At 66.5% G+C, this 23,216-nt stretch carries 19 protein-coding genes; 17 read left to right on the forward strand and 2 right to left on the reverse strand.

Annotated elements, in window-relative coordinates:
- Positions 1-7 precede the first annotated feature (7 nt).
- Positions 8-1,498: a lipopolysaccharide biosynthesis protein gene (locus HNP98_RS03870; protein WP_173808741.1), complete on the forward strand. Its 1,491-nt coding sequence runs from the start codon at positions 8-10 to the stop codon at positions 1,496-1,498.
- Between the two features lie 53 nt (positions 1,499-1,551).
- Here the strand turns inward: HNP98_RS03870 and HNP98_RS03875 are convergent, their stop codons facing one another.
- On the reverse strand, positions 1,552-2,400 hold the full coding sequence (locus HNP98_RS03875; RefSeq protein ID WP_173808742.1) for a hypothetical protein: 849 nt from the start codon (positions 2,398-2,400) through the stop codon (positions 1,552-1,554).
- A 176-nt stretch (positions 2,401-2,576) separates the two neighbouring features.
- Between HNP98_RS03875 and dut the strand changes: the two genes are divergently transcribed.
- The 6 genes from dut (at position 2,577) to HNP98_RS03905 (ending at position 9,649) form a co-directional block, all read left to right on the forward strand.
- Positions 2,577-3,011, forward strand: coding sequence for a dUTP diphosphatase (gene dut, locus HNP98_RS03880; protein ID WP_173808743.1), 435 nt, complete (start codon positions 2,577-2,579; stop codon positions 3,009-3,011).
- 170 nt (positions 3,012-3,181) lie between these two features.
- Positions 3,182-4,159 carry a threonine ammonia-lyase gene (locus tag HNP98_RS03885; RefSeq protein WP_173808744.1) on the forward strand — a complete coding sequence of 326 codons (978 nt, stop codon included), beginning with the start codon at positions 3,182-3,184 and terminating at the stop codon, positions 4,157-4,159.
- A 123-nt stretch (positions 4,160-4,282) separates the two neighbouring features.
- Positions 4,283-5,293, forward strand: coding sequence for a sugar phosphate nucleotidyltransferase (locus HNP98_RS03890; protein ID WP_173808745.1), 1,011 nt, complete (start codon positions 4,283-4,285; stop codon positions 5,291-5,293).
- Between the two features lie 235 nt (positions 5,294-5,528).
- Positions 5,529-7,358 carry a tetratricopeptide repeat protein gene (locus HNP98_RS03895; RefSeq protein WP_173808746.1) on the forward strand — a complete coding sequence of 610 codons (1,830 nt, stop codon included), beginning with the start codon at positions 5,529-5,531 and terminating at the stop codon, positions 7,356-7,358.
- On the forward strand, positions 7,351-8,148 hold the full coding sequence (locus tag HNP98_RS03900; RefSeq protein WP_173808747.1) for a DUF4292 domain-containing protein: 798 nt from the start codon (positions 7,351-7,353) through the stop codon (positions 8,146-8,148). Before HNP98_RS03895 ends, HNP98_RS03900 begins: the two co-directional genes overlap by 8 nt.
- Positions 8,149-8,167: 19 nt before the next feature.
- Positions 8,168-9,649, forward strand: a complete 1,482-nt coding sequence (locus tag HNP98_RS03905) for a murein hydrolase activator EnvC family protein (RefSeq protein ID WP_317171039.1) — start codon at positions 8,168-8,170, stop codon at positions 9,647-9,649.
- A 220-nt stretch (positions 9,650-9,869) separates the two neighbouring features.
- Here the strand turns inward: HNP98_RS03905 and HNP98_RS03910 are convergent, their stop codons facing one another.
- On the reverse strand, positions 9,870-10,739 hold the full coding sequence (locus tag HNP98_RS03910) for a LytR/AlgR family response regulator transcription factor (protein WP_173808748.1): 870 nt from the start codon (positions 10,737-10,739) through the stop codon (positions 9,870-9,872).
- 275 nt (positions 10,740-11,014) lie between these two features.
- Here HNP98_RS03910 and tatA (HNP98_RS22305) point away from each other — a divergent pair, with 275 nt between their 5' ends.
- The 10 genes from tatA (HNP98_RS22305) (at position 11,015) to ruvA (ending at position 23,166) form a co-directional block, all read left to right on the forward strand.
- Positions 11,015-11,434 carry a twin-arginine translocase TatA/TatE family subunit gene (gene tatA, locus HNP98_RS22305; RefSeq protein WP_317171040.1) on the forward strand — a complete coding sequence of 140 codons (420 nt, stop codon included), beginning with the start codon at positions 11,015-11,017 and terminating at the stop codon, positions 11,432-11,434.
- Between the two features lie 48 nt (positions 11,435-11,482).
- Entirely contained in the window at positions 11,483-11,914 is a 432-nt protein-coding gene (gene tatA, locus HNP98_RS22310) for a twin-arginine translocase TatA/TatE family subunit (RefSeq protein WP_217425647.1), read from the forward strand.
- A gap of 23 nt (positions 11,915-11,937) precedes the next feature.
- Complete coding sequence (gene gatA / locus HNP98_RS03925) at positions 11,938-13,368, forward strand: Asp-tRNA(Asn)/Glu-tRNA(Gln) amidotransferase subunit GatA (RefSeq protein WP_173808749.1); 1,431 nt, start codon at positions 11,938-11,940, stop codon at positions 13,366-13,368.
- Between the two features lie 127 nt (positions 13,369-13,495).
- Positions 13,496-15,493, forward strand: coding sequence for a LysM peptidoglycan-binding domain-containing protein (locus tag HNP98_RS03930; protein ID WP_173808750.1), 1,998 nt, complete (start codon positions 13,496-13,498; stop codon positions 15,491-15,493).
- Between the two features lie 149 nt (positions 15,494-15,642).
- A complete protein-coding gene (locus HNP98_RS03935) occupies positions 15,643-17,913 on the forward strand; it encodes an NADP-dependent malic enzyme (protein WP_173808751.1) in 2,271 nt (756 codons plus the stop codon).
- Between the two features lie 203 nt (positions 17,914-18,116).
- Entirely contained in the window at positions 18,117-18,731 is a 615-nt protein-coding gene (locus HNP98_RS03940; RefSeq protein WP_173808752.1) for an RNA polymerase sigma factor, read from the forward strand.
- Positions 18,728-19,165: a hypothetical protein gene (locus HNP98_RS03945; protein ID WP_173808753.1), complete on the forward strand. Its 438-nt coding sequence runs from the start codon at positions 18,728-18,730 to the stop codon at positions 19,163-19,165. Before HNP98_RS03940 ends, HNP98_RS03945 begins: the two co-directional genes overlap by 4 nt.
- A gap of 60 nt (positions 19,166-19,225) precedes the next feature.
- Positions 19,226-19,657 (forward strand): hypothetical protein, encoded by a 432-nt coding sequence (locus HNP98_RS03950; RefSeq protein ID WP_173808754.1) that lies wholly within the window; start codon positions 19,226-19,228, stop codon positions 19,655-19,657.
- Between the two features lie 265 nt (positions 19,658-19,922).
- Positions 19,923-22,334 carry an outer membrane beta-barrel protein gene (locus tag HNP98_RS03955; protein WP_173808755.1) on the forward strand — a complete coding sequence of 804 codons (2,412 nt, stop codon included), beginning with the start codon at positions 19,923-19,925 and terminating at the stop codon, positions 22,332-22,334.
- 226 nt (positions 22,335-22,560) lie between these two features.
- Positions 22,561-23,166, forward strand: coding sequence for a Holliday junction branch migration protein RuvA (gene ruvA, locus HNP98_RS03960; protein ID WP_173808756.1), 606 nt, complete (start codon positions 22,561-22,563; stop codon positions 23,164-23,166).
- The last annotated feature ends 50 nt before the right edge of the window (positions 23,167-23,216 follow it).

Here is a 23,216-nt window from a genome sequence, read left to right on the forward strand (position 1 = left end):
CAACTGCATGAGCATAGCCAAAAAGCTGGCGTCCCAAACGGCGGTGTACGGGGTGAGCAGCATCGTGGGGCGGGTACTGACGTACCTGCTGGTGCCGCTGTACACGGGGGCCTTTGCGGCGGCCCAGTACGGGGTGGTGACGGGGCTGTACGCCTACGTGTCGTTTCTGAACGTGGTGTTCACCTACGGCATGGAAACCACGTACTTCCGCTTCGCCAACCGCCCCGGCACCGACCGCCGCGTCCTCTACGACCGCACCCTGAGCCTGCTGCTGGTGAGCAGCGTCGGGCTCTCGCTGCTGCTGATGGCCCTGGCCCGGCCGCTACTGGGCCTGCTCGACATCGGGCCCGGCCACGAGCGCTACGCCTACTGGGTGGCCTTGATTCTGGGGCTCGACGCGGCTTCGGCCATCCCGTTTGCCCGGCTGCGGCTCGAAAACAAGGCCCGCAAGTTCGCCACCGTCAAGATGGCCGGCATCGTGCTGAACGTGGCCCTGAACCTGTTTTTTATCGTGCTGTGCCCGTACCTGCTCAAGCGCGGCGGGGGCCACGCGGCCATCAGCGCCGTGTACGACCCCGGCGTGGGCGTGGGCTACGTGTTCCTCTCGAACCTGGCGGCCAGCGCGTTCACGCTGCTGCTGCTGGGCCGCGAGCTGCTCGACTTCCGCTTCCGCCTCAACCTGGAGCCGCTGCGGCCGCTGCTCAAGTACGCGTACCCGCTGATGCTGATGGGCCTGGCGGGCATGGTGAACGAAACCCTCGACCGAATTTTGCTTCCTAAGTGGCTGCCGGCGGGCTTCTACCCGGGGCAGAGCAGCCTCACGGCGGTGGGCATTTACGGGGCGTGCTACAAGCTCAGCATATTCATGTCACTCGTCATCCAGGCGTTTCGCTACGCGGCCGAGCCGTTCTTCTTCGCCCAGAGCACCGAGAAGAACTCGCCAGCTACGTTCGCGCTGGTGCTCAAGTGGTTCACGCTGTGCTGCGCGGTAATTTTCGTGGTCATCAGCCTGAATGTGGAAGACTTCGGGGCCCTGTTTCTGCGGCGGGCCGAGTACCGGCAGGGGCTGGCCGTGGTGCCGGTGCTGCTGTTGGCCAACCTGTTCCTGGGCGTGTACTACAACCTGTCGGTGTGGTTCAAGCTGACCGATAAAACTTACTACGGCACCTACATCGGGGCGGGCGGGGCGGTGCTCACCATCGTGCTCAACTTCCTGCTGATTCCGGTGCTGGGCTACATGGGCTCGGCCATCGCCACGCTGGCCTGCTACTTCATGATGGCCGTGCTGTGCTGGCGGCTGGGCGAGCGGCACTTCCCGGTGCCTTACCCGGTGGCCCGGCTGGGCCTGTGGCTGTGGCTGGCTGTGGCGCTGGTGGCCCTGGGTTGGTGGGTACCGGTGGCCGGCTGGGGGGCCCGCCACGCCTGGCACCTGGCCTTGTCGGGGGCCTTCGTGGGGGCCCTGTGGCTGGTGGAGGGCCGGCGGCTGCGGGCGGCGTAGCGCGGCCAGGTCCGGCTTGCCATTGGTACAGGTACGAGTTTTCTGGGGCCCCTTTATTTGGGCGGTTGTGGATTAGAAGGTCGCCAAAACACTTGTTCTAATATCTTCCCGGTCGACTCCGGCCGCATGTCCACCGTTGCCATTTCCAACTGCACGCGACTGCCGTCGATGTTGCAGTAATTCAACCGGACGAACCCGTAGGCAGGGTGGAAGTAAGCCTCCAAGGCCGTCGTGCCCAGTCTGCTGGTGCCGGTGCCTTGTACGCGGTGGCAAGGCAAGTTGCCCAAGGGGGTGGCCAACTGCACGGTACTGCCCAGCGTGTAACGAAACTTCACCCGTAAGGTGTCTTTCCAATTGGCCCACGCCAGGTCCGCGTAGTCAGCAGCCTGCGGGTAGACGGCCCATCCCCAGGTTCCGCCGGGCACCGCTGGCAGTTTGATGTGGGGGAAGGGGCCGAGTTCCAGAATGCGGTAGCGCCCGTAGCGCGGCGGATGAATCCAAAATTCCTCCTTGTTTTCAACCGCGCCCACACTTCCTCTGAAGCCCGAAGACCAGAGTGTGTCCGGCCGAAACAACCATTCAAAACACATTTGGGTAGGCGTATGCGAACAGGGTACGCCCGAAGCCGTCATCGTCACGGTATCCAGCGTGGCGGTCGTCGCTCCCGGCGCGTACCACCGCGCGACGTACACGAACCGACGGTTCTTGGAGAGAATTTTTTCACCGGCCCGTAGCAGAGTTGGGTGCGAAACGGCGTGCGTTGTAATCGGGCGCTGTTTTTCAGGCTGACAGGCCACCCCGAGCACTAGCAAAAGGCAGGCAAAGAAATGCGTACGGAGTCTGATGGACGAGCTTTTTGCCGCAAAACAGCACTGGTCAGATTTGTAGTTAGGGTCTGGCATTCAGCTGGTAACTCCTTGGAAGCCGTTGCAATTAAACTTCGATTCAATAATACCACCGGCCAAATAACTGGCCGGGGCTTCGCTGGCTGAATCCAAATACCTTCCTTCGCGGTGCCCAAAGATTGAAAAGCTTGCCTGATTTCTTGCTTTTATCATAGTATCTTTTGGCTCGCCATATGCTCATCCCCGTCCGCAACCGCTCGCGCCACCCGCTGCCCGAATACCAGACCGCCCACGCTGCCGGCCTCGACCTGCGGGCCTTCCTCGATGCGCCCGTGACGCTGGGGCCCCTGGAGCGGGCCCTGATTCCGACGGGGCTGGCGGTGGCCATTCCGGCGGGGTTCGAGGGGCAGGTGCGGCCCCGCAGCGGGCTGGCCCTGCGCCACGGCATCGCGCTGGTGAACAGCCCCGGCACCATCGACGCCGACTACCGGGGCGAAATCGGGGTGCTGCTCGTCAACCTCTCCAACGTGCCCTTCGAGGTGCGCGACGGCGAGCGGGTGGCCCAGCTGGTGGTGGCCCGCCACGAAACCATTGCCTGGCAGCCCACCGAAGCCCTCGACGAAACGTCGCGCGGCACTGGCGGCTACGGCAGCACCGGGGCCGGGTAGGGGCGGGGTAGCCTGGCCGGGCCCTTGCCCAGTTACGGGGCCCCTTCTTCCGTATAGTTTCTAAGCAGTCGTGCATAAATAAATGTGCATTGCGCACGCTGTAAACCCTTGAAAAACAAGATAAAAGCCAACAGCTAATGACCATCAGCTAACAGCTCATCACTTAACCGATGGAATTCGTAACCCTGCACGATATCGAGCAAGCCCAAGCGCGGCTGCGCGGCATGGCCCGGCGCACGCCGCTGCTGCCGCTGGCCGTGCCCGAGCTGCCCGGCGAAGCCGTGTACCTCAAAGCCGAGAGCCTGCAACCCATCGGCTCCTTCAAAATTCGGGGCGCGGCCAACCGCATCCTGGCCCTCACGGCGGCCGAGCGGGCCCAGGGCGTCATTGCGTACTCAAGCGGCAACCACGCCCAGGGCGTGGCCTACGCGGCCCGCGCGCTGGGCCTGTCGGCCATCATCGTGATGCCCACCAACGCCCCGGCCGTGAAGGTGGCCGCCACCCGGGCCCTGGGGGCCGAGGTGGTCATGTACGACCCCGCCGTGGAGCGGCGCGAAGACGTGGCCGCCCGCCTCCAGGCCCGCGGGGCCCGGGTGCTGGTGCCGCCCTTCGACGACCCCTACGTGATTGCCGGGCAGGGCACGGCGGGGCTGGAGATTTTTGAGGACTTGCCCGCCGTGGAGCTGGTGCTGGCCCCCGTGGGCGGCGGCGGCCTGCTCAGCGGCCTGGCCGTGGCCCTGAAGGCCTTGAAGCCCAGCGTAAAAATTATCGGCGTGGAGCCCGAGCTGGCCGCCGACGCCCAGGCCTCGCTGCGGGCCGGCCGCGTGGTGGAGTGGCCCACTGCCGACACCAACCGCACCCTGGCCGACGGCGTGCGCACGCTGGCCCTGAGCGAGCGGACCTTCCAGCACCTGCGCACCTACGCCGACGGCATCGTGACCGTGAGCGAGGCCGACCTGCGCCGCGCCGCCCGCCGCCTCCTCACCGAGGCCCGACTGGTGGTGGAGCCCACGGCGGCCCTGCCGCTGGCCGCGCTGCTGCGCCACCGCGCCGCGCTGCCGCCCAGTCGCCACACGGTGCTGCTGCTGAGCGGCGGCAACGTGGACCCCGCCACGCTGGCCGCCCTGCTGGCCGGCGGCGACGACTAGCACCGGGGCCCCGTTCGCGGGCCCAAGTTGGCCGGCCCGGCCGGATTATCCGTACTCTCTTCACCTTTGCACAAGGCTTCACTCCGCACATTTCTCCGTTCCCACCTTTCACACCTTAATAAAATGAAAATCATCGTCCCAATGGCCGGCATGGGCAAGCGCATGCGCCCCCACACGCTCACCGTGCCCAAGCCCCTGGTGCCCATTGCCGGCAAGCCCATCGTGCAGCGCTTGGTGGAAGACATCGCCAAGGTCTGCGGCGAGCCCGTGGACGAAGTGGCCTTCATCATCGGGCGCTTCGGGGCGGCCGTGGAGAAGCAGCTGGCCGGCATTGCCGAGTCGGTGGGAGCCAAGTGCACCATCGTGTACCAGGACGAGCCGCTGGGCACGGCCCACGCCATTCTGTGCGCCAAGGAGTCGCTGACCGGGCCCCTAGTGGTGGCCTTCGCCGACACGCTGTTCAAGGCCGATTTCACGCTGGACTCGAGCGTGCCCGGCACCATCTGGGTGCAGCAGGTGGACGACCCGCGCCCCTTCGGCGTGGTGAAGCTGAACGAGCAGGGCCAGATTACCGACTTCGTGGAGAAGCCCCAGGAGTTCGTGTCGGATCTGGCCATCATCGGCATCTACTACTTCCAGGACGGCGAGTACCTGCGCCGCGAGCTGCAATACCTGCTCGACAATAACATTAAGGACAAGGGCGAGTTTCAGCTCACCAACGCCCTGGAAAACATGAAGAACCAGGGCACCGTGTTCGTGCCCGGCAAGGTGACGGAGTGGCTCGACTGCGGCAACAAAGACGCCACCGTGTTCACCAACCAGCGCTACCTGGAGTACCTCAAGGAGCGCGGCGAGACGCTGGTGGCGGCCTCGGCCGTTATCACCAACTCGGTGCTGATTGAGCCGGTGTACGTGGGCGAGCACGCCATCATCACCAACTCGGTGGTGGGCCCCCACGTGAGCCTGGGCGACCACGCCAACGTGCGCGACTCGCGCCTGAGCAACTCCATCGTGCAGACCTCGGCCTCGCTGCTCAACACGGTCATCACCAACTCGATGGTGGGAAACTTCGCCACCGTGGCCGGCACGCCCGACGACCTCAGCCTGGGCGACTACAACCAGCTGCGCGTGTGAGGTTTTGGGTAACGGGTAGCGGTGAGCGGCTGATAGGGAACGGTTGGCAAAGTGGTTGAACACTATTGCGGACGGTTGGCTGTTAACTGCTCACCGCTATTTTATTCGCCGTAATTTTGGGGTTGGTTATACAAATTGAGTTGCCTGGATTGGCTATAAATCCGGTGCCTTTTGTTGCCGGTCAGAAAAAAGCTAACGGCTAATAGCTAATGGCTAACAGCTAATTATTTTGGTCATGCGCGCTGCCTTGGTTGGTTTGATTTTGCTGCTGCTGCCGGCCTGGGCCGCGCCGGCCCAGTCGCGGGCCGATTCTGTGGATCCCCCCGGGCGCAGCCACTCGTCGCTGAGCCGCCAGGAGCGCCGCGCCATTGCCAAGGAGCAGCGCGAGGCCAACAAAACGCTGGTGGCCACCCAGGCCCGCCAAGCCGCCGCGCCGCCGCTCTCGGAGCGCGACCGGGAAATGAGCGAGGCGCTGTTCGTGGACGGCGTGAAGTACGTGCTGCTCGAAGACTACCCCAAGGCCCTCGACCGGCTGGGCAAGGCCTACGCCTTCAGCCCCACCAACGCCGCCCTCAACTACAAGATTGCCGAGGCCAGCCTGCTGAGCGGCAACCTGCGCGACGCCACCAGCTACGCCACCGCGGCCGTGCGCCTCGACCCGAAAAACGCTTACTACTACCTGCTGCTGGCCCAGGCCCAGGCCACCCAGAAGCAGTACGACGCCGCCACCCACACCTACGCCGCGCTGGTGAAGGAAGTGCCCAACTCGGGCGGCTACCTCTTCAACCTCACCGACTTGTACCTGGCCCAGGGCAAGCTGCCCGAGGCCCTGAGCACCCTGGCCCAGGCCGAGCAGCAGTTCGGGGCCAGCGACGAGGTATCGTTCAAGAAGCAGCAGATTTACCTCAAGCAGAACAAGCTGGACCTGGCCCTGGCCGAGGGCGAAAAGCTGATGGCCGCCAACCCCGACCAGCCCCGCTACGTGCTGGCCCAGGCCGAGCTGTACGGGGCCAACAACCGCGTGCCCGACGCCATCCGCCTCGGGCAGCAGGCCCTGAAGCTCGACCCCGGCAACGCCGCCGCCCACCTGCTGCTGGCCGACGCCTACCGCCAGCAGAAGAACGTGGACGCCTCGGAAAAAGAAGTGCGCCAGGCCTTCGACTCGCCCGCCCTCGACATCGACAACGCAGTGCGCATCCTGGCCAACTACGTGAAGCAGCTGCCCAACCCCGCCCTGAACGGGCTGGCGCTGGACCTGGCCGCCGCCACCGTGCGCAACCACCCCAAGGAGGCCAAGGCCTACACCGTGGCCGGCGACGTGCAAACCCTGACCGAGCGCAAGCGCGAGGCCCGCGACTCCTACCTCAAGGCGCTGAAGTACGACAACTCCCACTTCCAGGTGTGGCAGCAGGTGGTGCTGCTCGACGCCGAGCTAAGCCAGAACGACTCGCTGCTGGTGCACTCCGACCGGGCCCTGGAGCTGTTCCCGAACCAGGCCCCGCTGTGGTTTTTCAACGGCACGGGCCTGCTGCTGAAAAAGCAGCCCCAGCGGGCCGTGGCCGCGCTGGAGCACGGCCGCAAGCTGGCCGCCGACACGCCCGAGCTGCTCGCCCAGTTCGATTCGCAGCTCGGCGACGCCTACCACGCCCTGAAGGACTACGAGAAGTCGGACGCGGCTTACGACGCGGCCCTGGCCCTCGACGCCAACAACTGGCCGGTGCTCAACAACTACAGCTACTACCTGGCCCTGCGCGGCCAGAAGCTCGACAAGGCCAGGGAAATGGCGGCCCGCGTGGTGAAGCAGTTCCCGGCCCGCGACACCTACCTCGATACCTACGCCTGGGTGCTCTACAAGCAGAAAGACTACGCCGGGGCCCGCACGGCCCTCGAAACGGCCCTGAAAACCACCAAAGACGCCTCCGTGCTGGAGCATTACGGCGACGTGCTCTACCAGCTCGGCGACCACGACCAGGCGCTGGCCGCCTGGCAGCGGGCCCGCAAGGCGGGCCCCGGCGCTTCCGAATTCCTCGACCGCAAAATCCGCGACCACAAACTTTATGAATAAATCCGTGCTGCTGCTGGCCCTCACGGGGCTGGGGGCCGGGGCGTGCCACCGCGCCGTACCCACCAAAAAAGGCTCGGCCCCGGGCGTAACCACTTCGACATCCGCCCGCACCGGCAAGGAGGCCGCCGTGAAGGCCGTTGATTTCGACTCGCCCTACCTCACGGCCAAGGGCAAGGTGCAGGCCACCATCAAGGGCGACCAGAAGACGGCCAACATCAACGTGCGGATGCGGCGCGACAGCGCCATCTGGGTGTCGGTGGGGCTGCTGGGCTTCGAGGGCGCGCGGGCCCTGCTCACCCCCGATTCGGTGCGCGTCATCAACCGCCTCGACAAGACGTACTTCGCCGGCGGCTACGACTACCTCACCAAGCTGCTGAACGTGCCGGTGAGCTTCAGCCAGGCGCAGGCCCTGCTGCTGGGCAACTACCAGGCGGCCCCCGCCGGGGCGGCCCTCACCCTGGGCACGGGCCCCAACGGCGGCCAGAAAGTAGCTTTCCCGCTGAACGGCGTCATCGTGGAGCAGCTCATCCAGGCCGCCAACAAGCGCGTGGAGAAGCTGACGCTGACCGAAACCGGCACCGACCGCGCCCTGACGGCCGACTACGCCGACTTCCAGGCCGTGGAGGGGGCCAAGGCCCCCTTTGCCAACAGCCTGCTGGTGGACGCCCGGCAGGGCAGCACCAGCACCAAGGCCAGCCTGAAGTACAGCAAGGTGAGCGCCGGCCGCGAGGAGCTGAGCTTCCCCTTCGAGCGGCCCAAAGGCTTCGAGCGGGTAAGCGGCAAGAAATAAGTACGGTAATCAACTCAGGGTGAGCGGCACAGCGCAGGCACAACGGCAGCAACGACCCCGGCGCGGCCGGCCCCACCCGGGCTGGCTGGCCTGGCTGCTGGTGCTGTGCCTGGCTGTGGGTGTAGGCGGGGGCCCGGCCGCCGGGGCCCCGGCGCAGAAGCACCCGCGCCGCCACAAAACGGCCCCCGCCCGCAGCCGCCCGGCCCCGGCGCACCGCAAAAAGCCGCGCCCCGCCGCGGGCCCCGCCCCCAAATCGAAGGCCCAGCTGGAGCGGGAGCGCCGCGCCAACCTGCGGGCCATCCAGGAGAAAAGCCAGGCCCTGGTGCAAACCCAGACCAAAAAGAAGGCGTCGCTGGGCGAGCTGAGCGTCATCAAGGAGAAGTTGGTGGTGAAGCAGGGCGTCATCCAAAACATCTCGACCCAACTGCACGGCCTCAACACCGACGTACAGCAGACCAACCAGCAGGTGCTGCAAACCCGGCAGACCCTGGCCCAGCTGAAGGACGAGTACGCCCGGCTGCTGTACACGGCTTCGAAAACGGCCAGCGGCTTCAACCAGCTCATGTTCCTGTTCGCCGCCGATTCGTTCAACCAGTTTGCGCTGCGGCTGCGCTACGTGCGCCAGTACACCGCGGAGCGGCAGCAGCAAGCGGCCCGCATCGTGGGCACGCAAACGCGGCTGGACGAGCAGCTCACGGGCCTCACGCAGCAGCAGCGGCGCAAGGGGGCCCTGCTCAGCAACCAGCTATCGGAGAATAAAAACCTGCTGAGCCTCAAAACCCAGCAGGACGAAGTGGTGCAGCAGCTGGGCCAGCAGGAGCAGGGCTTGCGCCAGGAGTTGGCCGAGCGCCAGCAGGCCGGCGAGCGCCTTGACCGTCTGATTGCCGAGCGGGTGCGCGAAGAAATTGCCCGCGCCGCCCGCGCCGCCCGCCTGGCCGCCCGCCGCGAAGCCCTGGCCGCGGCCCGCCGCGGCCGCGGCCGCGGGGCCCGCGCCGAAGGCAGCGACGACGCGCCCGAAACCGCCGCTGAGTCGGCCGAAGACCGCCGGGCCAGCCGCGTGGCCCTCACCCCGGAAACGGCCCTGGTGTCGGCCAACTTTGCGGGCAACAAGGGGCGGCTGCCCTGGCCGGTGGGGCGCGGCTTCATCAGCCAGCGGTTTGGGCGGCACCCGCACCCGGTGCTGCGCCACGTGGTGGTCGAGAACCGGGGCATCGACATCCAGACCAGCGCCGGCGAGCCGGTGCGGGCCTGCTTCGATGGCAAGGTGCTCACCATTACCAGCATCGCGGGCATGAACACCATTGTTATGATTCAGCACGGCGACTACTTCACGGTGTACGCCAAGCTGCGCTCGGTGAGCGTGAGCGACGGCCAGCACGTCAGCGCCCGCGAGGTCATCGGCACGGTGGCGGCCGGGGCCGACGGCACCTCGGAGCTACAGTTCCAGGTGTGGCACAACTCGGCCAACCTCAACCCCGAGGCCTGGCTGGGCGGCCGCTAGGGGCGGGGCAAAAAAAAACACCGGGCAGAGCACGGTGTCTTTCTGAGCTATGAAAACAAACTTAGCTTCGGTCACGGTCTATTGGCAGAGCCAAGGCCCTACTCAACGGGGCCGTAACCTTTAGCCGGAACGAATTTCGGGCGGCGCGGGGCCGCGCGGGGCGTCAATTCGTCCAACCTCCGGATTTTCTCGGTAAACCCCGGCTGAGGGCAGCCGGCGGTTACAGTATCTGGAGCCGGGCCAGCAAGGCGGCCTTGTAAGAGCTGCCGATGGGCACGGACGTAGCCGGGCGGGTCGTGCTGCCGTCGCGGCCGGCATCGAGCAGCACCACGTCGCCGTCGAGGCCCACGAGGCGGTCGAGGCGGATGATGTACTTGCGGTGGACGCGGGCAAAATCGGCGGCGGGCAGGCGGGCCTGCATGTCCTTCATGGTGCCGTACACGGTGAGGCGCTCGCGCACGGTGTACAGGTTCACGTAGTCGCCCAGCGCCTCGAAATGGGTAACGTCGGCGGGGGCCACCCGCACCAGGCGGGTGTCTTGCTTCACGAACAGCTCGGGGCGGAGGCCCGGCTCGGCGGCCGGGGCCAGCCGGAAGGCGGCGGCCAGCTGCTGCTGCTGGGCTTCCAGGGTTTGGTGGGCCAGCGTCAGGGCCAGGTGGTCGGCCGCGCGCCGGGCCAGGCAGGCCAGGGCTTCGCGCTGGGCGTCGGTGGGGGTGGTGCGGGCGGCGGGGTCCGACACGCACAGCACCCCCAGCGCTTGGCCGTCGGGGCCCCGCAGCGCCACCCCGGCGCAAAAGAGCGGCTGCGCCGAGTCGGGAAACAGGTCCTGGTCGTTGATCAACACGGTTTCGGCGTGCATCACGGCTTGGCAAAACCCGTCCAGGGCGTGCAGCGTCGCGGGGGCAAAGCCGCGCTGGGCCTTGAACACAAAACCCACGGGCCCCGCCAGGGCCAGCGCGGCCTGCGGCGTGCCGCAGGCCGCGCTGGCCAGGTACACTAAGTCGGCGAAAAGCTGAGCCGGAGCGGCCGCCAAGGCGTCGTAAGCGGCGGAAATGGGCGGAACCAGCTCTTGCTCCAAGTGAAGACTCATAACCTTAAATTAGACTAGAAACCATTGATAAGTCGGTAATTAAAAAACAAACTACGCTGTTAAATCAGTACTGGGGTTTGATATTCCGACCAAGGGCCCCTAGCGGCCGACCAACTTCTCTTCCGGCCCCACCAAATTGTTAGGGCCCCCAGACCGCGCAACCGCGGGCCGTGCGGTACCTTTGCCATCCGGCCGGACCCAGGCTCCGTATAGCGTCTTGTTCAAACCATCTACCGGGCCAAGTGGCCCCAACCCTTATGCTTGCTACTTTGTTTTTGCTCGGAATTCCAAACGGCGGCGAGCTGCTGCTGATTGTTTTCGTGGTTGTGCTGTTGTTCGGTGCCAAGCGCATCCCCGAATTGTTTAAAGGTATCGGTTCCGGCGTGCGCGAGTTCAAAGACGCCACCAAAGAAACGCCGCCCGCCTACCGCGACCAGGCCCCGTACCCACAGGACCCCAACGCCCAGTACCCGCCCCAGCAGGGCTACCAGCAGCCCTACCCGCCGCAGTACCCCCCGCAAGGCTACCCGCAGCAGGGCTATGCCCAGCCGGGCTACCCCCAGCAAAATGGCTACCCGCAGCAGGGCGGCTACCCGCCCCAGTACCCGCAATACCCGCAGCCCGGCCAGCCCGGCTACCAGCAGCCCACCCCGCCGGCCTACAACCCCAACGAACCCAACCAGCAGCTAGGCTAGTCCCCACCGCTGGAATTATTCAATAGCTACCCTAACTAACTGGAAACCATGCTACATTCCACGCTTTTATTTTTGGGCGACATCGGCGGCTCCGAGCTGATCCTGATCATGGTCGTCATCCTCGTGTTTTTCGGGGCCAACAAAATTCCTGAGTTGGCCCGGGGCCTGGGTAAGGGCATCCGCGAGTTCAAAGACGCCAGCACCGAAATCCGCAGCGAGTTTGAGCGGGCCGGCCAGCAGCCCCCCTACAACCCCAACCAAGCGTACAACCCCAACCCCGGCTACAACCCCAACTACCCGCCGCAGCCCGCCCCCTACGCCGGCCAGCCGGCCCCGGGCTACGAGCCCCTGCCGGTAGCCGACGCCCACCCGGCCGCCGGGGCCCCCGCCGAGCCCGCCTACGTGCCCCCGGTGCTGCCCCCCAACCTGGCCCCCGAAGGCACCCAGCCCCGCCAGCCCTACAGCCCGCCCAGCGTTTAGTACCTCAGTCATTTGCGAGCAGCTTGAAGCGTTTCACCTCTCTTTCGGAAATTCAGCGCGAGCTGACGGCGGGCACCACGTCCTGCCGTCAGCTCGTTGACTATTACCTCGGTAACATCGAGCGGCAGCAGCACCTCAACGCCTTCCTAGAGGTGTGGGCCGACGAGGCCCGCGCCCAGGCCGACGCCGTGGACGCCAAGCGGGCCGCCGGCACCGCCGGGCCCCTGGCCGGCATGGTGCTGGGCCTGAAGGACGTGCTGGCCTACGCCGGCCACTCGCTGCAAAGCAGCAGCCGGATGCTCGACGGCTTCAAGTCGCTCTTCACCGGCACGGCCGTGCAGCGCCTGCTCGACGCCGACGCCATCCTGATTGGGCGGCAGAACTGCGACGAGTTTGCGATGGGCGGCTCCAACGAAAGCTCGTACTTCGGCCCGGCCCGCAACGCCGCCGACCCCAGCCGGGTGCCGGGCGGCTCGTCGGGCGGGTCGGCCGTGGCCGTGCAGGCCGACATGTGCCTGGCCTCCATCGGCTCCGACACGGGCGGCTCGGTGCGGCAGCCGGCGGCCTTTTGCGGGGTTATTGGCTTGAAGCCCACCTACTCGCGCATTTCGCGTTACGGGCTGGTGGCTTTCGCTTCGTCGTTCGACCAAATCGGGCCCCTGACCCGCTCGGTGGAGGATGCGGCGCGGCTGCTGGAGGTAATGGCTGGCCCCGACGGCATGGACAGCACCGCCAGCCAGCGCGAGGTGCCGCCCTACGGCCAGCTGCTGGCCCCCGCCGGCCACTACCGCATCGGCTACATCGCCGACGCCATCAACAGCGCGGGCCTGAACCCCGAAATTAAGGCGGCCCTTGAGGGCCGGCTCGACCACCTGCGCGGCCTGGGCCACGTGGTGGAGCCCGTCGATTTTCATTACCTCGACGTGATGATTCCGACCTATTACATCCTCACCACCGCTGAGGCCAGCTCCAACCTCAGCCGCTTCGACGGCGTGAAGTACGGTTACCGGGCCCCCGACGTAACGGACCTGGAGTCGCTTTACAAGAAAAGCCGGTCGCAGGGTTTCGGCGCGGAGGTGCAGCGGCGCATCATTCTGGGCACGTTCGTGCTGAGCGCCAACTACTACGACGCTTACTACACCAAGGCTCAGCGGGTGCGCCGGCTCATCAAAGACAAGACCGACGAGCTGCTGCGCCAGTACGATTTTTTGGTGCTGCCCACCACGCCCACCACGGCCTTCCGCATCGGCGAGAAGCAGGACCCGGTGAGCATGTACCTGGCCGACATTTTCACGGTGCAGGCCTCGCTGGCGGGCGTGCCGGCCATTTCGGTGCCGATGGGCAACGACGCCGCCGGCCTGCCTATGGGCCTGCAAATCATGGCCGGGGCCTTCCGCGAAGCCGACCTGCTAGCCTTCGCCACCGAGCTGGTGCCGGCCGAAACCGAAGCGTAACGCGGGCAAGTCTTTTGCGTAGTAAGTAAAGTTTGGGCCGGTGTATTAACACGTTGTGAGCGCCGGCTGAAGTAACACTTTAGGAATAATGCTGGCTTTTGCGGCATTTTCTTCTACCTTCGGGCTTATGAAGCAAGGACGTACCCCGGCCGCCCGGCCCGGCCGCTTGTGGTGGCGGCTGGCCGTGCTGCTGCCCCTGGCCGCCCCCATAGCGGCCCGGGCCCAGCACGTGCTGCCCCTGGCCGCCGACACCGCTCGGGCGCCCGTGCTGGCGCTGCCCGACTCGCTGGCCGTCGTGTCCCTGGTGCCCGTTGATTCGGTGCGGCTGGCCTGGTTGCAACTCCCGCCCACCGTGCGCGACCTCGTGGGCGACCGGATGAGCTGCCTCGAAACCGAGGCCCCGCACCAGTTCAACGACGCGGTGATGGCCTACGTCACGCTGTTCACGGTGCGCAAGCGCGAGTACACGCAGCGCATCCTGGAGCGCGAAAACCTTTATTTCCCGTTGTTTGAGAAATACCTGGCCCAGTACGGCCTGCCCACCGACCTTAAGTACCTGGCCGTGGTGGAGTCGTCGCTGATTCCGACCGCCAAGTCGGTGGTGGGGGCCACCGGGCTCTGGCAGTTCATGGGCCCCACGGCCGGCGACCTGCGCCTGCGCCGCGACGAGTGGGTGGACGAGCGCATGGCCCCCGAAAAAGCCACCGAAGCCGCCTGCAAGCACCTGCGCTACCTCTACGGCGTGTTCCACGACTGGGACCTGGTGCTGGCCGCCTACAACTGGGGCGCGGGCAACGTGCAGCGCGTGATGCGCCGCACGGGCAAAAAAACCTTCTGGGCCCTGTACCCCAACCTGCCGGCCGAAACGCGCAACTACGTGCCCACCTTCACGGCGGTGATGTACAGCATGAAGTACGCCCGGCAGCACGGCCTGCACTCCGACCAGCTCGCTTACCAATGCGCCGAGCCGCTGGACACGCTGGGCCTGCGCGGCCAGGCCTTCGACCTGTACCGCCTGAGCCGCGCCTGCGGGTATTCTGATTCTACCTACCTGACCCGCTTTAACCCGGAGCTGTTCCGGGCCGGGTTGCCGGCCGGCTACCGGCCCTACGTGGTGCGCTACCCGGCGGCGGCCCGGGCCGCCTTCGCCGGGGCCGACCGCGCCACGCTGCTGGCGTACTGCCAGCCCCCGGCCGCCTTGCCCCAGCCGCTGCCCCCGCGGCCGCCCCGCCTCGACGGCGTGGAGCCCTGGGCCTCGGCCGCCGCGCTGGCCGCCGCGCCCGGGGCCGAAGATGAGCCCGGCAGCCCGCCGCCCGTGCGCCGCCTGCACCACAAAGTGCGCCGGGGCGAAACCGTGGCCGGCCTGGCCGAGCGGTTCGACGTGAGCCCGGCCCAGCTGCGCCGCTGGAACGACCTGGCCGCGAAGCAGGCCCTGATGCCCGGCCGCACCCTGGTGGTGCTGGTGCCGCCGCCAGCCGCCGCGGCCCCGGTGGTGGCCGCGGCCCCGCCCGCCCCGCGCCCGGCCAAGGCCTTGCCGTCGGCCGGCGAGCTGCTGGCCCGCCAGGCCCTGGCGGCGGCCAATGCCCAGGAAGTAGCCCGCCTGGCCGCCGTGGCGGCGCAGGAGCAGCAGCAAACCGCCCGCCTGGCGCGGCTGCGCCAGCGGCAGGAAGCCGCGCAGCGGGCCCAGGCCCGCATTGCCGCCGTGCAAGCCGCCGCGCTGGCCAAAATCACGGCCGCCCTGGCCGAGCGAAAGCAAGCCACTGCTGAGGCCGACGCCGAAACCACTGCGGCCCCGCTCGAAGCCCTGGCCACCGCCGAGGCCCTCACTAAAGCCGAAGGCCCTGGCAGCGAAGCCCTTGACGCCGCCGTGCCGGCCGCGCCGGCGGCCCCCGCTGCCAGGGCGCACCGGGCCCCGGCCGCCGCGCCCGTTGCAGCGGCCGCGCCAGCTGCCCGGCCGGCCACCCGCTTCGACGGGGCCCCCAGTACCCACCTGGTGCAGCACGGCGACACGCTCTACAATCTCTCGCGCCGCTTTGGGGTGAGCGTGGCGGTGCTGCGGCGCCTGAACCACCTCACTTCCGACGATGTGAAGCTGGGGCAAAAGCTGCTGGTGCCCCGCGGGTAGGCCGCGCCCGCCGGCTTGGTTCGTAGCCCTGCGGCCGGGCCGGGTGGACGCGCCGCCGGCCCACTGGCGGCGGCAGTACCTTTGCTGGCTCGGATATGGCCCCCCCGGCCGCGCGGCTCGCGCGGCCGTTTTTCATTTGACCTTCCCTCATGCTGAAAATCAACAAGCAGGACGCCCTCAACTACCACTCGCAGAGCCCCGCGGGCAAGATTGAGGTGGTGCCCACCAAGCCCGTCAGCACCCAGCTCGATTTGGCGCTGGCCTACTCGCCGGGCGTGGCCGAGCCTTGCCTGGCCATTGCCGCCAACCCCGACGACGTGTACAAGTACACGGCCAAGGGCAACCTGGTGGCCGTTATCAGCAACGGCACCGCCGTGCTGGGACTGGGCAACATCGGGCCCGCCGCCAGCAAGCCGGTGATGGAAGGCAAGGGCGTGCTGTTCAAGAAGTTCGCGGGCCTGGACTGCTTCGATATCGAGATTGACGCCGCCGACCCCGACGAGTTTATTCGCATTGTGAAGGCGCTGGAGCCCACGTTCGGCGGCATCAACCTGGAGGACATCAAGGCCCCGGAGTGCTTCCAGATTGAGACGGCGCTGCGCGAGCAGATGAATATCCCGCTGATGCACGACGACCAGCACGGCACGGCCATCATCACGGCGGCGGCGCTGCTGAACGGGCTGGCGCTGGTGGGCAAGAAAATTGAGGATATCCAGCTGGTGGTGAGCGGGGCGGGCGCGGCGGCCGTGTCATGCCTGCGCCTGTACCTGGAGCTGGGCGTGCGCAAGGAAAACGTGGTGGTGTTCGACAAGGACGGCCTCATCCACCCGGGGCGCACCAACCTGGCCCCCATCCAGATGCAGTTTGCCACCAGCCGGCAGCTCAACAACCTGGGCGAGGCCCTGGCCGGGGCCGACGTGTTCCTGGGCCTGTCGGCGGCCAACGTGCTGCCGGCCGAGTTCCTGCTGCGGATGGCTGCCGACCCCATCGTGTTTGCCCTGGCCAACCCCAACCCGGAAATCGAGTACGAGCTGGCCATGGGCACCCGGCCCGACCTCATCATGGCCACCGGCCGGAGCGACCACCCCAACCAGGTGAACAACGTGCTCGGCTTTCCCTACATTTTCCGGGGGGCGATGGACGTGCGGGCCACCGAAATCAACGAAGCCATGAAGCTGGCCGCCGTGCGGGCCCTGGCCGAGCTGAGCCGCGAGCCCGTGCCCGACATGGTGAACCGCGCCTACGGCGACAACACCCTGGCTTTCGGCCGCACCTACCTCATCCCCAAACCCTTGGACCCGCGCCTCATCACCACCATCAGTCCGGCGGTGGCGCGGGCGGCCATGGAAAGCGGCGTGGCCCGCCTGCCCATCACCGACTGGGAGGCCTACGGCGACCAGCTCCACGCCCGCCTCGGCGGCAACCAGAAGCTGATGAACCGCATCACGAGCGCCGCCAAGTCGGGGCCCAAGCGGGTGGTGTTTGCCGAGGGCGACAACTACAAAATCCTCAAAGCGGCCCAGATTCTGCGCGACGAGGGCATCGCCACGCCCATTGTGCTGGGGCCCCGCGAGAAAATCGAGGAAATTGCCCGCGCCAACAACATCGACCTCGAAGGCTGCGAAATCGTCAACATTCTCAAGGAAGACGACCGCCGCGCCGAGTTTGCCCAGCTGCTGTATCAGAAGCGCCAGCGCCGCGGCATGACCCTGTACGAAGGCCGCCGCCTGATGCGCGAACGCAACTACTACGCCGCCATGATGCTGGAAACCGGCGCGGCCGACGCCTGCATCACCGGCCTCACCAAGGACTACGGCAAGAGCATCATCCCGGCCCTGCAAGTCATTGGCACAGAGAATGGCGTGAAGCGCGTGTCGTCGATGTACATCATCCAGCACAAGCAGGGGCCCTATTTCTTCGCCGACACCACGGTGAACATCGACCCCACGGCCGAGCAGATGGTGGAGATTATCGGCCTCACGGCCCGGGCCGTGCGCTTTTTCGACAACGAGCCGCGCATCGCCGTCATCTCCTACTCCAACTTCGGCTCGAACGCCGGGGCCCTGCCCGAAAAAACCCGCCGCGCCACCGAGCTGGCCAAGGCCCGCTACCCCGACCTGCTCCTCGACGGCGAGATGCAGGCCAACGTGGCCCTGAGCCCGGGCCTGCTGCAAGAGCATTACAGCTTCAGCCCGCTGGCCGAAAAGGGAGCCAACACCCTCGTGTTTCCCAACGTGGAGTCGGGCAACATCGCCTACAAAGTGCTTCAGGAAATCGGCGGGGCCGAGCTTATCGGGCCGGTGCTGATGGGCATGCGCAAGCCGGTGCACATCCTCCAGCTCGGCGCTTCGGTGCGCGACATCGTGAACATCGCCGCCATTGCCGTGGTCGATGCGCAGTCGGGCGGCAAGGGGATGTAAAGACGCTTCCTTGCGCATTGAAAATGAATAGCTTGGCTGCGTAGTGTGCGGTCCTGGCTGTTGTCGGCAGAGTAGATTGCCCTTGCCAACGCCAGCGCTGGCATGATGGAACAGAACGTACCGGTTGAGAGAACACGCGCCGGCCGGGGCCCCCAAAAACGCCGGGGTGCAACATCTTTTCGGCGGCCCGGTCTAATGCACAGATGAGCCACCTGCCCACCCCTCCCGTGACAGACCAGCAGCTGGTGGCGCAGGTGCTGGGGGGCCACACCGCGGCCTTTGGGCAGCTCGTGCGGCGCACCGAGGGCCTGGTGACGCAGCTGGTATTCAAGATGATTCGCCACCCCGCCGACCGCCCGGACCTTGCGCAGGAGGTGTACCTGAAGGTGTTTAAGAACCTGGCCGGGTTCAAGTTTCAGGCCAAGCTCTCGACCTGGGTGGGCCAGATTGCCTACAACACCTGCCTGCACTACCTGGAAAAGAAGCAGCTGGTGCTGGCAGACCCGGCGGAGCCCGCGCCCGACGACCCGGCGGAAGCCGGCCGCCGGGGCCCCCCACCCTTGGTGGCCGGTCCGGCCTACGACCCCGAAACGGCCCTTTTCGACCAGGACCTGGCCGGTATTCTGGGCGCGGCCATCGAGCAGCTGCCCCCGCTCTACCGCACGCTGGTGGCCCTCTACCACCAGCAGGAGCTGAGCTACGAGGAAATCGGGCAAATCACCTCCCTGCCGGAAGGCACGGTAAAAAACTACCTCTTTCGGGCGCGCAAACTCTTGAAGCAGCGCCTGCTGGCCACCTACCACCGCGACGACCTATGACCCAGCCCCACCTTTCCGACGACGACCTGCAACTCGCCGCCGCCGCCGCCCCGCTGCCGGCCGCCGCCGCGGCCCACCTGCCCGGCTGCCCCCGCTGCCAGGCCCAGGCAGCGGCTTACCGGCAGCTGTTTGCCGCCGCGGCCCACTTGCCGCCGCCCGCTTTTGCGTTCGACCTTGCGGCGGCGGTGCTGGCCCAGCTGCCCCGGCCCCGGCCCGCTTTTCCCTGGGTGCTCGTGGCGGTGGCCGTGCCGGTGTTGGGCGTGGTGGGCGCGTTTCTGGCCCTGTTTGGGGATGTGCTGGGGCAGGTGCTCCACGGCTTGTCGTATGGACTGGGGGCCGGGCTGGGGGTGGTGGCCGCCTTCCTGGTGGCCGGTCAGTGCCTGGAATTGCTGGCCCGGCACCGGCGGCAAATGCGCCTGCTCGCTTTTTCGTAATTTTTTGCAACCCGACCGGCGCTGGCCGGTCTCATCCGGTACCGCCCCCCGGCCCGACCCATGAAACGCATTTGGCTGCTCCTGTTTTTTTGCCTGACGGCCTGGGAAACCCAGGCGCAGGAGGCCCCGACCCTCGCCCTCGACAACAACGGGCTAGAGCTGGCACGCCGCGTCCTGCTGCCCGGTTTGGCGCTTTTTCTACTCGGCTATTTCGTGTTGGCTGCCATAAGGCTGGTGTTAAACTATTTGCTAAAGCGGCAGATAATGGCGTCGGCCGCCTCGGAAAGCATCGTGGAGCGCCTGCTGCCCGGCCCGCGGGATGAGCAGGACAAGGTGGTGAAGTGGGTGGCGCTACTCCTCAGCACCGGCGCGGGGCTCCTGCTTTGCAACAAGTACCTGCCTCTGGGCATCCATTCCGTCATCATCCTGATTTTCAGTACCGCAATGGGTTTTTCGGCCTACTACTTCTACTTGCGCCGCCAGGCGAAGTAGGGACTTTCCGGCAGTTTTTGCCCACTCTTTTTCGGGGCCCCCAGCTGCCAGGGCAGCGGCTGGGCCCCACCCTTTTTCCATTGCTTTAACACCAAACCCCATGAATCAGCCGGTATTCTCAGCGCAATTTACTAGGTATTACCGGGTAGTTTGTATTGCAATAATCTCTGTCAAACAACTACTTATGTCAAAAATGAAAGCATCAGCTGTTTGGTTAGGGCCCCACATTAGCGGCCACTTTGTCTTTAGAAGCCGTGGGAAGACCGTGGCCTGTTTGCTGGTGGCGGCCAGCTTGGGGCCCCGCCCAGCGGCGGCCCAGGGCCCCGGGCAGGTAGCCGGCACATTGCTGGACCAGCGCACGCGCCAGCCGCTGCCCTTTGCCAACGTCATCCTGCTGCGGCTGCCCGACTCGACGTTGGTGGGCAGCGCCCAGACGGCGGAGAACGGCACGTTTGCACTGGCGGGCGTTGCGCCGAGCACCTACCTGCTCCGGGCCGAGGCCCTGGGCTACCAACCCGCGCGCCGGGTTGTGGCGCTAACCGCTGGGGCCCCGGGGGTGCGCCTGGGCGCGTGGCTGCTGGCGCCGGCGGCCGTGCGGCTCGGCGGCGTGGTGGTACAAGCCGAGAAGGCGGTGATGATTAATGAGCTGGGTAAAACCATTATTAATGTGGGCAAGGACCTGAACAGCGCGGGCGGCACGGCGGCCGATGTGCTCCAGAAAGTACCTTCTGTGGCCGTGGACGACAATGGGCAGGTGAGCCTGCGGGGCAGCTCCAGCGTCACGCTCTACCTCGACGGCAAGCCCGCGCCCAGCAGCCTGCGCCTCGACCAGCTGCCCGCCAGCCGCCTCGAAACCATCGAGGTCATCACCAACCCGGGGGCCCAGTACTCGGCCCAGGGCACGGGCGGCATCATCAATTTGGTGCAGAAAAAGCAAACCCAGCCTGGCTGGAACGGCGCGGCGCAAGCCACGCTGGGCACCCGCGACAAGTACAGCGCGGCGCTCAACCTCAACCGGCAGGTGGGCAGATTCAACTTCTTTGGCAGCGCCGACGGGCTGAATAACCAGTTCCGCGGCAGCGCGGGCTTGCAGCAGGTGGCCACGGCCGACGGCCGCACCGCCCGCACCGACCAGACCGGCCAGAACACGCGCCACCAGGCCAACGAGGGCCTGCACCTGGGCGTGGACTACGCCCCCAGCGACCAGCAGCGCTTCACCCTGACCACCGAGTTCTACAAGAACGACCTGCGCCAGACCAGCGACTTCACCACCCAGCTTGCCAGGGACCCCGACCCGGCCATCACGTTACAAAACCAGAACCTGGAAGTGGACAACCTCTACAACGCCCGGGTTTCGGGCAACTACCGGCGCGCCTGGGCCGCCCACCCCGGCCGCGAGCTGACGGCCAGCGCCACCTACATCCTGGACGGCGGCACGGTCACGTCCGAGCAGCGCGTGCTGGACGGGCCGGCCGACTACGCCCGGCAGGCGCGCCAGCAGCTGCTCGACGTAAAGATTCACCTGCCCTCCGCGCAGCTCGATTACGTGCACCCGCTGGACGACAAGCGCCGCTGGGGCGCGGGGATGAAAACGGACGTGATGGTGACGCCCGGCACGGCCGATTACGCGGTGCAGCCCGCTGCCGGGGGCCCATTCGTGCGGCAGGAGGCGGGCTCGTATAGCTACCACTACCAGCAGGTTATCCCGCAGGCCTACGGCAATTACCAGCAGAAAGCCGGGGCGTGGGACTACCAGGCCGGCCTGCGGGCCGAATTCACGGGGTTGCAAGCGCAGGTGCTGCCTGCGGGCTCGGCCCGCCAGCGCATTTTCAACCTGTTTCCCTCGGCCACGGTGGCCCGCGCGCTGCCCCACGAGCAGCGCCTGCAGCTCAGCTACGCGCGCCGTTTGAACCGGCCTAATTTCCTGCAAATCATTGCCCTGCCCATCTACTCCGATGCCCGCAACTACGCGGTGGGCAACCCCGACCTGCGCCCCGAGTACGTGCACGTGGCGGAGCTGGGCCACCAGGTGGCCTGGCAGGCCACTACGCTGAGCACCACCCTCTTCGGGCGCTTCACCAGCCAAGCCATCCAGAGCCTGCGCACGATTGATACCCTGGCCACGCGCCTCAGCGGCCAGCCCGATTTCATTGCCCGCACCAGCTACGCCAACTTCGGCCGCACGGCCAGCTACGGGCTCGAAATCTCGCTCACGCGCCCCCTGGCGGCGTGGTGGAAGCTCACGGCCAACGGCTCGTTCTACCGCAGCCAGGTGGCCAGCTACGCCGGCGACGGCACCCGCGTCAACTTCACCGGCACGGCGTATTTGCTCAGCACCTTCAGCCCCACCAAGGCGCTGGCCGTGCAGCTCAGCGGCAATTACCGGGCCCCGCTGGTGGTGCCCCAGGGCCGCCTGCTGGCCGTGTACGGCGTGGACGTGGCCCTGCGCCAGCGGCTATTCCACGACCGGGCCGCCCTCACCCTGCGCGTCAGCGACCTGTTCAACACCCGCCGCCAGTACACCCAGCTGGCCGCCGACGGCCTCAGCGCCGACCTGCAAACCAAGTACGAAACGCGCGTGGGCTACCTGGGCTTCACCTGGTTTCTGGGGACCAACAAGCCCGCCAGCACCATTGAAAACCAGCCGAAAGGCGACCCCGGGGGATTTGGTGGCTAGCAGTAGGGTAATGGTTGAACCAGAACTTCCACCCTTTTGAAACCCCGGCGGTACTCAACGCCGGGGTTTTTCTTTTTTAAGGAACCCGTGGGCTGGGGCCGTGGCAAGGCCTGCGCGGCACGGCGGGTTGCGGCCCCGGGCCTTCGGCCCGACTTTGCACAAAACCCAGTAAATTTGGAATGCGCAAAACCCTTTGCGGCGTCCTCCTTTCCCACCCGACCGCTTTATGATTGCTTACCTCGACGGCAAGCTGGCCTACAAAGACGCTACCCAGGCCATCATGGACCTGGGGGGCGTGGGCTACGAAGTCCGCATTTCGCTGGCCACGTTTTCCAAACTGCCGGCCGAAGGCTCGCCGGCCAAAATTTACACTTACCAGCACATCAAGGAAGACGGGCAGACGCTGTACGGCTTCCTCGACCCGAGCGAAAAGGCGCTGTTCATGCAGCTGATTTCGGTGTCGGGCATCGGGCCGGGCACGGGCATCGTGATGGTGAGCAGCCTGAGCGTGGGCGAAATCCGCGACGCCATCGTGAACGAGAACGTGCGGGCCATCCAGAGCATCAAAGGCGTGGGCCCCAAAACGGCCCAGCGCGTGATTTTGGAGCTAAAAGACAAGTTCCGCAAGGACGAGCTGCTGGCCAAGGCCGGCGTGGACACCGTGCCGCTGGCCCGCCAGCACAATACGCAACGCGCCGAGGCGTTGCAGGCATTGGTAACGCTGGGCTTCGCCCGCGCCGCCGCCGAGAAGAACCTGGACCTGATTGCTCAGAAGCACGGCCCCGGCCTCACGGTAGAGGAAATGATTAAGTTTGCTTTGAAGTCGCATTAGGCCCAACGGGAGAGCTTTTGGCGGACAGCGCCGGTGGCAAGCTCTTGGGC

The organism is Hymenobacter caeli (assembly GCF_013294115.1).
Lineage (GTDB): Bacteria > Bacteroidota > Bacteroidia > Cytophagales > Hymenobacteraceae > Hymenobacter > Hymenobacter caeli.

Coding starts and splice junctions, on each gene's coding strand:
- HNP98_RS03870 (WP_173808741.1), top strand. CDS start 8: ATGAGCATAGCCAAAAAGCTGGCGTCCCAAACGGCGGTGTACGGGGTG.
- HNP98_RS03875 (WP_173808742.1), bottom strand. CDS start 2,400: ATGCCAGACCCTAACTACAAATCTGACCAGTGCTGTTTTGCGGCAAAA.
- dut (WP_173808743.1), top strand. CDS start 2,577: ATGCTCATCCCCGTCCGCAACCGCTCGCGCCACCCGCTGCCCGAATAC.
- HNP98_RS03885 (WP_173808744.1), top strand. CDS start 3,182: ATGGAATTCGTAACCCTGCACGATATCGAGCAAGCCCAAGCGCGGCTG.
- HNP98_RS03890 (WP_173808745.1), top strand. CDS start 4,283: ATGAAAATCATCGTCCCAATGGCCGGCATGGGCAAGCGCATGCGCCCC.
- HNP98_RS03895 (WP_173808746.1), top strand. CDS start 5,529: ATGCGCGCTGCCTTGGTTGGTTTGATTTTGCTGCTGCTGCCGGCCTGG.
- HNP98_RS03900 (WP_173808747.1), top strand. CDS start 7,351: ATGAATAAATCCGTGCTGCTGCTGGCCCTCACGGGGCTGGGGGCCGGG.
- HNP98_RS03910 (WP_173808748.1), bottom strand. CDS start 10,739: ATGAGTCTTCACTTGGAGCAAGAGCTGGTTCCGCCCATTTCCGCCGCT.
- tatA (WP_217425647.1), top strand. CDS start 11,483: ATGCTACATTCCACGCTTTTATTTTTGGGCGACATCGGCGGCTCCGAG.
- HNP98_RS03930 (WP_173808750.1), top strand. CDS start 13,496: ATGAAGCAAGGACGTACCCCGGCCGCCCGGCCCGGCCGCTTGTGGTGG.
- HNP98_RS03935 (WP_173808751.1), top strand. CDS start 15,643: ATGCTGAAAATCAACAAGCAGGACGCCCTCAACTACCACTCGCAGAGC.
- HNP98_RS03940 (WP_173808752.1), top strand. CDS start 18,117: ATGAGCCACCTGCCCACCCCTCCCGTGACAGACCAGCAGCTGGTGGCG.
- HNP98_RS03945 (WP_173808753.1), top strand. CDS start 18,728: ATGACCCAGCCCCACCTTTCCGACGACGACCTGCAACTCGCCGCCGCC.
- HNP98_RS03950 (WP_173808754.1), top strand. CDS start 19,226: ATGAAACGCATTTGGCTGCTCCTGTTTTTTTGCCTGACGGCCTGGGAA.
- ruvA (WP_173808756.1), top strand. CDS start 22,561: ATGATTGCTTACCTCGACGGCAAGCTGGCCTACAAAGACGCTACCCAG.